Source organism: Maribacter sp. 4G9, from assembly GCF_002742265.1.
GTDB lineage: Bacteria > Bacteroidota > Bacteroidia > Flavobacteriales > Flavobacteriaceae > Maribacter.
Genome location: NZ_MDGL01000163.1, coordinates 1 through 11,158, shown reverse-complemented (window position 1 = coordinate 11,158; position 11,158 = coordinate 1). Strand labels below are relative to the sequence as shown.

7 protein-coding genes and 3 pseudogenes are annotated in these 11,158 nt (G+C 42.5%); 4 read left to right on the top strand and 6 right to left on the bottom strand.

Annotated elements, in window-relative coordinates:
• The 3 genes and pseudogenes from BFP75_RS16940 to BFP75_RS16930 form a co-directional block, all read left to right on the top strand.
• Window positions 1-175 (top strand): annotated as a pseudogene (locus BFP75_RS16940) (IS5 family transposase); the annotation flags it as partial.
• 19 nt (window positions 176-194) lie between these two features.
• The gene (locus BFP75_RS16935) at window positions 195-845 is read left to right on the top strand and encodes a hypothetical protein (RefSeq protein WP_099546538.1); all 651 of its coding nucleotides are present in this window, start codon (window positions 195-197) and stop codon (window positions 843-845) included.
• Window positions 846-1,470: 625 nt separating this feature from the next.
• Complete coding sequence (locus BFP75_RS16930) at window positions 1,471-3,492, top strand: fasciclin domain-containing protein (protein ID WP_099546537.1); 2,022 nt, start codon at window positions 1,471-1,473, stop codon at window positions 3,490-3,492.
• A gap of 163 nt (window positions 3,493-3,655) precedes the next feature.
• Here BFP75_RS16930 and BFP75_RS16925 read toward each other — a convergent pair whose 3' ends face one another.
• Entirely contained in the window at window positions 3,656-5,815 is a 2,160-nt protein-coding gene (locus tag BFP75_RS16925) for a S9 family peptidase (RefSeq protein ID WP_099546536.1), read from the bottom strand.
• Between the two features lie 1,056 nt (window positions 5,816-6,871).
• Between BFP75_RS16925 and BFP75_RS16920 the strand changes: the two are divergent.
• Window positions 6,872-7,389: pseudogene (locus BFP75_RS16920) on the top strand (IS481 family transposase); the annotation flags it as partial.
• A gap of 199 nt (window positions 7,390-7,588) precedes the next feature.
• Here the strand turns inward: BFP75_RS16920 and BFP75_RS16915 are convergent.
• The 5 genes and pseudogenes from BFP75_RS16915 to BFP75_RS16895 form a co-directional block, all read right to left on the bottom strand.
• Window positions 7,589-7,882 (bottom strand): DUF1330 domain-containing protein, encoded by a 294-nt coding sequence (locus BFP75_RS16915; RefSeq protein WP_099546535.1) that lies wholly within the window; start codon window positions 7,880-7,882, stop codon window positions 7,589-7,591.
• 12 nt (window positions 7,883-7,894) lie between these two features.
• Complete coding sequence (locus BFP75_RS16910) at window positions 7,895-8,683, bottom strand: hypothetical protein (protein ID WP_099546534.1); 789 nt, start codon at window positions 8,681-8,683, stop codon at window positions 7,895-7,897.
• Window positions 8,684-8,690: 7 nt separating this feature from the next.
• A pseudogene (locus tag BFP75_RS16905) lies at window positions 8,691-10,027 on the bottom strand (IS3 family transposase).
• Between the two features lie 84 nt (window positions 10,028-10,111).
• Window positions 10,112-10,834, bottom strand: coding sequence for a transporter (locus BFP75_RS16900; protein WP_206073562.1), 723 nt, complete (start codon window positions 10,832-10,834; stop codon window positions 10,112-10,114).
• 32 nt (window positions 10,835-10,866) lie between these two features.
• A partial coding sequence (locus BFP75_RS16895; protein ID WP_240531819.1) for a PEP-utilizing enzyme occupies window positions 10,867-11,158 on the bottom strand: 292 nt, incomplete at its 5' end.

Below are 11,158 nucleotides of genomic sequence, written 5' to 3'. Positions count from 1 at the left end.
AGACCTATACGATGAAAGATATGCCGTGGAAAGGGCGAATGCATGGATGGACAGCTACCGTTCCCTGCTCAACAGGTTCGATACGACCACCGAAAGCTGGAAAGGATTCAACTATTTGGCATTCATTGCGATAGCGTTGAAAAAATTCAAGAAAAAGAAAAAAATAAAAGTTTAAACCACTTCAATACAATGTTATGAAGAATTTTATATTTATTGCATTTCTATTTATTTTCTCTACCTGCCAAAAGGAAGAATTCTTCTTGGAGACCGATCCTAGGGAATCTTCATTTTTAAACGATGGACAGCTTACCAATTTGGTAACATCTATAGCCCTGCACGATGGGTCTTTTGATGATGCGGTTGATGGATCCAATTGTTTCAGTATCAATTTTCCGTACGAAATCATCCTTGACAATAGTACACACAATATAACTGGGATAGATGATTTGAGTATCTTACAAAGCGGTCAAGAAATAAGACCTGTGTTTCCAATCCAAATAACATTTTCGAACCACGAACAGATCCAATTGGAAGATTATCAAACACTATTGGATTTACAGCATAATTGTGCCGAAGGACTTATGGACAATAATTTTATAAGCTGTGTAGATTTTGTTTACAATATAGATGTCGCTTTGTTCGATTCCTCATTGGGCACTTTTTCATCGATAACATTCGATCACGATCGTACCACCTATCAGTCCATACAAGGATTTTCTAAAAGTACGTTGGCCTCCATACAATTTCCGGTTATTCTTAAGTTACATGGCAGTTCTGACGTATCCGTCCATAGTAATGAAGAATTAAAGGAAATTATTCTAGAACATCAATCAGCCTGTAACTAGATTCCTTAAGGATTCTTCCAATATCTTTCCTTAGCGCTCAAAGGTACCTCCCAAGTGGCATTCGGTCATTACAAACCTTCCTTTATGCATTTTGGCAACCATTTCTTTGTCTTTCCCACAGGTTGCATGCCATAGATACCTAGCGCATGTTTTCGGTTCCACGCTTGATCTTGCTTGCCCCGGTGGTTATAAAGCCAATCAAAGCCCTAGCTGGCATTGGTCTGTGCCATCTTCGTTGGCCTATTGATAGCTTCCGTATTGTTTCAGCGGCTAGGGTAGTGCCATAGCGAACTGGAGAGTTATACGGGATTACAGGCTCTGGCCAAGCTCATGGTACTTGCCTCAAACGTACTTTTGCAATATTGCAATGCTTTGAGTTTCTGTAAACCTGCTTTTCTTCACGATTTAAAATAATTGATTTTTAAACTGTCCGAAAAACAGGTAAGCCTCCACTTATAAGGACGTTTTTCTCTCTTTTTGAAATAAAACACCTTCCCCTTAAATGTTAAAATAGAATTAAAATTCCTGTGCATAGGGGTAGATTTCCAATGGCTGTTGTTTTTATAAAAGACGTCCAAAATTAAATAACTGAAATTTTTAACATAATTCTAAAATCCCACACATTATGAAAAAAGTATTACATTTTAAAGTATTTCTGATACTATTGACTACCCTATTTATGGTCATTTCCTGCGAAAAGGAAGATAATATCGAGACTTCAAAGGAAGATGGCCTGACCATTGTGGAGACTGCCCAAGGCCAAGACGCCCTAACATCCCTCGTTAGTGCACTGATTACAGCAGATGTTAACGAGGGAACTGATTTGGTAGGAACTTTGAGTTCTGAAGGTCCCTTTACCGTATTTGCGCCTACAAACGATGCCTTCGCAGCGCTGTTAGGGCAATTGGACGGTTTTGATTCTTTGGAAGATTTTGATACGGATGAAGAACGGGCCATTCTTGCCAAAATTCTAACCTATCATGTGGTGGCAGGTACGGCAGCAGCATCCACGGACTTGTCGGATGGTATGATGGTTACCACCGTTCAGGGAGAGGACCTGACCATTAGTCTGGAAGGTGGTGTTTTCATTGATGATGCAACTGATATGAATGCCCAAGTAATTATTCCGGACGTAGCAGCTAGCAATGGTATCGTACACGTAATAGATAAAGTGTTGCTTCCACAAGAAATAATCGACGCCCTAAATGCGGGCGAAATGGAAAATGAAACGGGTACCTTGGTAGATATCGTAGTAGCTACGGAAGCCCTTTCCATCCTAGAGGCTGCGGTAATCAAGGCAGATTTGGCCGCTACCTTAAGTTCTGATGGCCCTTTTACCGTTTTTGCACCAACGGATGATGCTTTTGTAGCCCTTTTGGACATTCTTGGGGACGAGTACAATAGTCTGGATGACTTTGATACCATGGAAGAAATGGCCCTCTTAAAGGACATCTTGCTATACCATGTAATAGCGGCAGAGGTTAAGTCGACCGATTTAGCACCTGGTCAAGTACCAACTGCCCTACCGGATAACAGCATCGAAGTGATCGCTTCAGGAGATACGTTTGTAATTGGAGATGCTTCTGGAACGGACGCCAATATAACCGGTGTGGATATCATGGCCTCCAACGGCGTTGCTCATACGATCGATAAGGTTTTATTGCCTCAAAGTGCCATTGATTTCGTAACCCAATTGCAATTGAAGTCCATTGTGGAAATCGCCGTGGAGACTGAGGATTTAAGCTTATTGGTAGGTGCCTTGACCCAAGCGAACGCCGGTTTGGTGGAAACGTTGAACGGTGATGGTCCTTTTACCGTTTTTGCGCCAACCAACGAAGCCTTCGTGGCATTGTTGGATACATTGGGTGATGATTATAATAGCTTAGCCGATTTTGATACCGATGCCGAAAAGGATTTATTGGTAACCATTCTTACCTATCACGTAGTTGCCGGTACAGCCGCTTTTTCTTCCGGACTTAGCGATGGACAGGAAATTGAGACTTTTCAAGGCGAAAACGTGACCATCAATATAAAGGATGGAACCGTACATGTAGCCGATGCCACTGGAGAAAACGCGACCGTATCAATGCCCGATGTCGAGGCAAGCAATGGAGTCGTACACATCATAAACAAAGTATTGTTACCGCAGGCAGCTCTGGACGCTTTGGAACCTCCCATGCCTAACATTGTTGAAGCTGCACAAGCTACCGAAAGCTTAAGTTCATTGGTAGCGGCTTTGATTCAAGCGGATGCCGGTTTGGTAGAAACATTGAGTGGAGAGGGCCCCTTTACCGTTTTCGCACCCACAAATGATGCTTTTGTGGATTTGCTGAACAATTTAGGTCCTAATTACAATAGTCTGGAAGATTTTGATACGGACCAAGAGAAGGCACTATTGGCCCAATTACTTACCTATCATGTGGTTGCGGGTGCCGCAGTGGCCTCCACAGACCTATCTGACCATCAGGAAATTGTAACCGTACAAGGAGAATCACTTTTCGCAATAGTCAACCATGGTGTACAGATCAGGGACAAAACACATGTAGATGCCAATGTTACCACAGCGGATGTTATGACCAGCAACGGTATTGTACACATCATTGATAAAGTACTTTTGCCACAGGAAATCATAGATGCCCTACACTAAATAAACATAAGGCTTTTGCTTGAAAAAAACCTTCCTCATTATAGAGGAAGGTTTTATTATTTGGAAAGTTTTTTTGAGGTGTATGGTCTATCGTTTGTCATGTGGCGTTCTAAATATCTGCCCAACGTACCTATACGACAGACAGCAAAACTCCTGCAAATAGCTACTTAGAAGGCAAGGATAGATGTCGGTCAAAGTATTCGATTATCTTACCAAAAAGATAGCGATCGTAATATTGCTCACGGCTCCATCCATGCGTTGCACCCGGTGCAAACGCAAAGTCGAAGTCCTTGCCCTGTTTAATCAGTTCTTCGGCTAACACGGCTATCGTCTTGAAGGGTACCACATGGTCCTGCATACCGTGGATGAACAGGAGTTTATCCTCCAAATTGCCTGCATAGTTGAGCGCTTTTCTTTCAAAGACCTCTGGGTGTGTCTGTGGGCTACGAACAATCGCGACGTCATCCGTGCCAAAGAACATCGGATCAACAGCCGCCGCTGCAGCAATACCCACCTGGAATAAGCCAGGCTTCATCAACAATGAATAAACGGAGAGTGTGCCGCCATAACTACTACCCCAGATGCCGATGCGATCGGGATCGACATAATCCAATGACTCCATGTAGGCAACGGCACTCGCATAATCCTCAATGTCCTGTTCAGCAAAACCCAGCAGGAACTCTTCACGGAATGCCCGGCCATAGCCGTTGCTACCGCGTGAATCCACCTGCACGATGATATATCCCTTCTTGACCAGCAGCTGCTGTACGAGGCTGTAGTTACCGGCCCAGCGGTTCCTCGCTGTATTCGAATACACGGGCCCAAAAATAACTGGATACTTCATACCGGGCTGCATGTTGGTAGGTTTCAGAATCCGGGCATGCAGCGTGTAGTCATCTACAAGACTGGGGAAACTAACGTATTCCGCAGCTGTCCAGGTTCGCTCCGTAAAGTCAGGCAATGGCGAGTGGGTTACGCGGGTAGCGTTACCACCCTTGCTGCTTAACGCGTAAAGTTCGGGCGGCGATGTGTCGTTGCTATGCATGAATACCAAGTGCCGGCCATCCGGTGAGGGGTAGCCAACGTTCTGGCCGGAAAGATTCGTCACCTGTTTGGGATCGCCACCGGATATATTCAGGCGATACACGTGTTGTTCATACGGATTAACGCCGTTGCCTTCATAAAATAGCGCGCCACCAGCAATAATTGGGGCGGACAACACATCGTAGGAAGGGTCTGTCAGGAGTTGCGGACTATCACTAGACGGTGAGGTATCGATTGTATAAAGGCCGTAGCGATCACCCATGTCGCTTAAGAAAACGACGCTCTTTCCATCCGGATGCCAGGTAGACCCAAACGATGTATACATGCGGCTCTCTCGAACACCTCGCCAAATTTCCCGCACTTGGCTTTCTCCGGGTGCAACGACGAACAACTTACGTTCAACTGCCGTGTCAGAAGCGATATCAACTAGCAGCGCACCGTCCGGTGACCAGTTGAAGTCAATGACCTGGTTGGCGTGCGGGTCTGGTAAATCTAAATACATAATGTTGCCACTCTCTACATCTAGGAGGCCAACCCTGCGAAGCTCGTTTGGATCGCCCGGATAACTTCTGCGTACCTCGTTGGGATTGGTTTCGGTAGCTAGGTAATCCGGGAATGGCACCTTTCGCATCTCGCGTCGGTCAACGACATGAATTGCGATTATCTTGCCATTGGGCGACCACTTGTAGGTTGGCCCACTCCAGATGCCTGGACCGATTTCACGTTCCGGTCGGCTGTAGCGTCCCTTCCCTAAGCTCGAGAGACTGGCGATGCCGATCTCGGTGAGCTGGCGATTCTGTTTGGAAGGGAAGTCAGCAAGCCACAGGTCACCGTTCCGTATATAAGCCGCTTGGTTGCCGCCTGGCGATATCGAGAGGTCATGTGCACCTGCCTCGACGGGCATCAACTGGACGTCGTCTCCTTTGCTCAGCGATGTCTGCCAAAGGTCATTACCTCGAAGGCTGAGGATTGTATTAGAGACGGTCCAGACTATATCGCGCACGGACGTAGACGCCTTATTGGAACTGTGGCGCACTTCCTTTCCATCGCTTGTGGATACCCAGAGGCCACGTACAGGATTTCCTGGTTCACTCCAGGAAAAGGCGAAGTGCTTGCTATTAGGTGCCCACACAGGCCGGGAAGGGGTTGTTCCCGTCAGTTTTGGCGTTGCAAACAGGTCATCAAGAGTAAGCTCACCTTCCTGTGCTGTAATTGTTGCGGGCATCGCCATGAGTAAGCCTAGCACTACCCATGTTTGCCAAAAAGAAATCTGTTGCATGTTTTTTTGCTTTAGTAACTGTCTAGTAAAATACTTTTATACTGCTTATATTGTACTCTTGCCATTGGAGCGTGTGCTTTCTCAACGTCTTCCAAGACGGATTTTTTTTGGGTTTTCTCGTCACCTCTTCCATTGCACATACCGGTCTCGGCTCGTATGTTTGCCCAGTATTCGTTATCATTTATAAATATAGTAGATTCCTAATTACTAATAAGAGCTAAAAATAGAAGGGACAGAGAGGTCTCGGCGAGATACATTAAATAATATCGTTTCAAAAAAATCCCACCATCTATAATTTTCTTGGAATCCCCACAGTACCTAGATCCTGTTTCACAAAGGTCGAATCAAATATGAGCAAAGATGATAAAGAGAGGTATGGCTTAACAGGTTTTCTAAAAAGTTTTTTGTGTTGCAGATGTGTTACAAGAACAAAAAAGCACTCACATAAAAATGTAAGTGCTTGATTATTTAGGTGATCGCAAGAGGATGGTATATTCTCAAAACACTCCCTGCTGAAAATAGTCCAAACAAAAAAACGCTCAAGCAAGCTCGGCGTTTTTTCTTTTTAAATTATTTATTCGTGACCTCAAGAGGACGGAATTCGAACTTTTTGAAGGAAGATATTGAAATTATTATCAATAAATCATTTCATATTGGAAATACAACATACTCTTGAACACTTTTACCAAGAATCACTCACAAAAAACCAATTTATACTTATATGAATTTGTAGATGTCGTAGGAATAAAAAAGAATTTAATCTTTCATATGACCCATCAATACGTTCGCCACTACTATATCTTTATTTAATGGCTTTCCTTTTGAAGCCATTTCAAAAATGCTTGGTCATACAAATAATTTATATGCGAGTTTTAGATAAAACTTAGTGAGGATATGATTACATTACAAAAAGAAACTCAAAGCTTAAAAAGCAAATTTCAAAAACAGTCTTCATTCTGGTGAAAATTCAAAAGAGAATTGAAAAAGTTATCAAATATCTATTTGAGATAGGTTAAAAATCTTTATTAAATAAAATGGTTACAGGCTTTTATTTGTAAAAAGCGGTTGAAGGCCTTGGAGGCCAAATCCGCACAGGACGGTTTTGTTTTGACCGAGGCCCAGTTACAGGCCTTGGAACGTGCAAAGGAGGAAAAACAGCCCATGGCGAGATAGAGACCCACCACCCGGGTTATCTGGGCGCACAGGACACCTACTATGTCGGTTCCGTCAAAGGAATCGGCCGTATCTATGCGCAGACCTTCATCGACACCTATTGCAAGGTATCGTTCGTAAAGCTCTATGACCGTAAGAATGCCATCACAGCGGCCGATCTGCTCAATGACAGGGTAATCCCCTTCTTCCAACAGAAAGGGCTTCCCTTGCTGCGCATATTGACCGACAGGGGAACCGAGTACTGCGGAAAACGGGAGCACCACGAATATCAGCTTTACCTGACCATTGAGGACATCGACCACACCAGTACCAAGGCAAAGAGTCCGCAGACCAATGGAATCTGTGAACGTTTCCACAAGACTGTAGATACCCCGAACTTTGGACGGGTTTTCTACAAAAAAAATATAATTATTGACCTCCCCCCAAAATTAGGTACCGGTCTTATCTAGAGAATCCGGGCTATTTTCATTCATTTCAATGTACTCGTTGGGAGACATGTCCCCAAACAAACTGTGCGGCCTAAAGTTGCAATAGTCCTCTTTCCTGTAAATCTTCAACTTGTTACTAAAATATATTTTCCCTCAAAAATTAGGATACTAATTATTTGCTGAGATATGCCTCTACTCTTATAAAAGCCTTATTTCTATAAGGTAAAATTTTAATATACTCTTCTCCATAAAATAAATTTTCCACCGCAGACTTATTAGGAAATTCTACAATAGTAATAAAATCAGCCTTTTTATTACCTAATACGGTAATGTTAACTTGATACTCTGCAACTACTTTTGCTCCTAATTTGCTGTAAAATTCATCTATTTTTTTTAGGTATAAATCTAAGGCCTCTTTATCATCTTGATTGATCAGACCTATAGTTATTAGTTCTACTTTATTCATATTAAATATTAATCAATGCGGGGTTTTTATAAAACCAGAATAATTACTTTCCGCAATTTCATTACATTTTAAACTATAATTATGCGCTCCCCCTATATAAGGCATAAACATTTGAGGTTTTCCAGGAATATTTGCCCCCATGTACCAAGATTTTGCTTTTACAAAAAGTGTCATATTTGCAATCTGGTTTACATGATCCACCCATTCTTTTTCAGTTTCAATACTAGGTTCCATTTCTTTAATATTATTATCCCGCATGTAGTTAATTAAATCTTTAATCCAATCCCCTTGTTGCTGTGCTTGTTGGCCTAAACTACAAAAGACTGATGAACTTCCAGGACCATACATTATAAACATATTGGGAAAATTATTCACCATCATTCCAACAGTAGTCTTAGCACCGTCCTTCCATTTTTCAGAGAGAGACATTCCATTTTTTCCAATTGGGTTAATTTTTAAAAAAGAGCCAGTCATAGCATCAAAGCCTGTGGCACATATTATAACATCCAAATCATACTCCAAAGAAGACGTTTTTATACCTTTATCCGTAAAAGCTTCAATTGGAGAGGATTTTACATCTACCAAAGTAACATTATCTCTATTATATGTTTCATAATAATTTGTTTCAGCAATAAGCCTTTTTGTCCCTATAGGATAATCTTGAGGAAGTAGTAACTCAGCCACTTTAGGATCTTCAACTTTTGATTTTATTTTTTTTCTAGCATATTCACAAGCTAATTCATTTGCATCTTTATCTATTACATGTACGTCTTCAAACGAATTAGGACTGTCCCGATCCAAAGTTAAGTCATAGTTTCAACTTTTGAATTAGGTGCTCTTTCCTTCTTTTGAGCATCGTTCTTTTCTTTATCGATTTACGTTTTTCCAATATCTTTTTGTCCCTTCCGAAATATACGGCTGCCGGTGTCAGGTTGTCCAATGATTCGTGGTATCTCCTGTTGTTGTAATAGTCCACGAACTCTTCCAACCTTTCCTTGAGTTCCCCCGGCATATAGTAGTTGTCCAGTTTGATGATGTTCTTCATCGAACGGTGGTAACGCTCTATCTTGCCCTGCGTCTGTGGATGGTTCGGTTTTCCCCGGATATGCTCCATCTCCCTTTCCTTTATGAACTCCTTCAGTTCGCCACTGATGTAACAGGGCCCGTTGTCCGACAGGAGCCTTGGCATTTGCCCTTTGGGCAGCGATACCTTTTCCAATGCCCTTCCCACTGTTTTCTTCACATCCCCTGCGTTCATCGAGGGACAGAGTTCCCAATGGATAATATATCGGCTGTAATCGTCCAGAATGGTCGAGAGATAGTACCAGCCCCACCCGACGATCTTCAGATAGGTGAAGTCCGTCTGCCACATCTGGTGAACCCTTATGGTCTTGTCCCTGTACTCCTGTGAAGCGGCCATGGTATCAAAAGCAGGGGATGTCACCAGTCCACGTGACTTAAGTATGCGGTAGACACTGCTCTCCGAGATATAGTATTCCCGCTCATCGGTCATCTTACAGGCAAGTCCGCGACAGGATTCCTCCGGGAAGTCCAGGGCCATCTCCACGACCTCCGACCTAATCTTGTCGGGTATCCTGTTCCAATAGGTATTGCGTGCCCTATGGTTGGGCGCAAGTCCGTCAAAGCCACCTTCGAGGTACTTACCGTACCAGTTGTAGAAGGTGCTCTTGTTTATCCCTATTTCCTTCAATGTCCTGTTCACGCCTATTTCAGATGTCTCCACAAGCCTTATGATCTCGTATTTCTCCTGTTGGGTAAATCGCATGTACTTCCTCCATTTTACCCTAAGCCATTGGTACTTTTTTTGAGCACCCGGTTCTGGAGCAACAGTTCGGCCACCGTTTCCTTAAGCTGGGAGTTCTCCCCACGGAGTTCCTTTACTTCACTGGTATTGGCCTCGCGCATGGTGTCACCCATCAGGCGCTTCTTCCCAGCTTCCAGAAAATCCTTGCTCCAACGATAGTACAGTGCCGGGGCAATGCCCTCACGCCTGCAGATGCCGGATACCGATTCCTCGCCCTTGAGACCTTCCAGCACGATACGGATCTTTTCCTCTGCAGAAAACTTCCTCCTTGTATTCCTTTTAATGTCCTTTACGATTGATTCCGTGTTCTTCTTTGTCATTTTAAGTGATTTAAATGGTTAATGAATCCATCTTCAAGGCTAGCCTTGAAGATAACAAAACCATCACTTATCTTTAGACCAAGATCAGTCCACTTTTAGTTGAAGATTTACACTGGTACCCACAATATGTTCAAAAGAATAATTTAATCTATAATTAATTCCTACTTGAACTTCTGTATTGGATATTTCTTTATATTTCCCATTAAATGTTAAATGATTTCTTAATGACATTGAAAAATCTTTATTGAAAAATAAAGTACTTGCCCAATAAGGCTCAAAAGAAAAATATTTTGAACTAGCATTTATGGGTTTTGTCCCTCCTTCATCATCATAGGAACCGATTGGAAGTATAAAATCAAATTCAAGTCGATTTGGAAACGATAGCCCAAAAAGTTTTGTGTCAAACCATTGTATACCTGTGCCTACCACAATATCCCCTAAACCAGATTTCCCTACTAAATCATAAGGGTCATTAGTGTCAAGATTTACAATTGGGATCAGTAAATCAAAAAGAAGGTTTCCTCCTAACATTTTCTGGTTGGTCAACCATATTCCTTGGTTTAATAATAAGAATGTATTTATTTCTAATTCATCAGTTCCATTAGGCTTTACATTATTCCCATCAAAATCTTGGACCTTTCCTGAAAAATAGGAAGCATATTCCATTAAATAAAATCCAGGCCCAGGAACAGCCCCATCTATTACACTGGTCAAACCGTAGTTTCCAGGAGCTTGATTTAAATCTTGTCCATACACATTACTGAACAAACCCGTTAAAATTATGGCTTTTAAAAGAAATTTTTTCATCATATAATTATTTTGGTTAGTTTGAAATCAAATTACAATATTTTCACTTTCCCTGTGGAACCATCCACCATTATGTAATCCCCTGTTTTGATCGCAGTACTGGCCGATCCTGTTCCTGTAACAGCGGGCAATCCGTACTCCCGGCAAATAATGGCTGCGTGGGACATCATTCCCCCAATATCCGTAACGGTTGCCTTTATTTTTCCAAAAACAGGGCCCCAACTTGGTGCAGTTACCCTTGTAATCAGAATTTCACCGGGTTGCAATTCGTTTAAACGTTCTGGATCGAATATCACCCTTGCTCTGCCTTCTACTTTACCTGGT

Coding starts and splice junctions, on each gene's coding strand:
- BFP75_RS16935 (WP_099546538.1), top strand. CDS start 195: ATGAAGAATTTTATATTTATTGCATTTCTATTTATTTTCTCTACCTGC.
- BFP75_RS16930 (WP_099546537.1), top strand. CDS start 1,471: ATGAAAAAAGTATTACATTTTAAAGTATTTCTGATACTATTGACTACC.
- BFP75_RS16925 (WP_099546536.1), bottom strand. CDS start 5,815: ATGCAACAGATTTCTTTTTGGCAAACATGGGTAGTGCTAGGCTTACTC.
- BFP75_RS16915 (WP_099546535.1), bottom strand. CDS start 7,882: ATGAATAAAGTAGAACTAATAACTATAGGTCTGATCAATCAAGATGAT.
- BFP75_RS16900 (WP_206073562.1), bottom strand. CDS start 10,834: ATGAAAAAATTTCTTTTAAAAGCCATAATTTTAACGGGTTTGTTCAGT.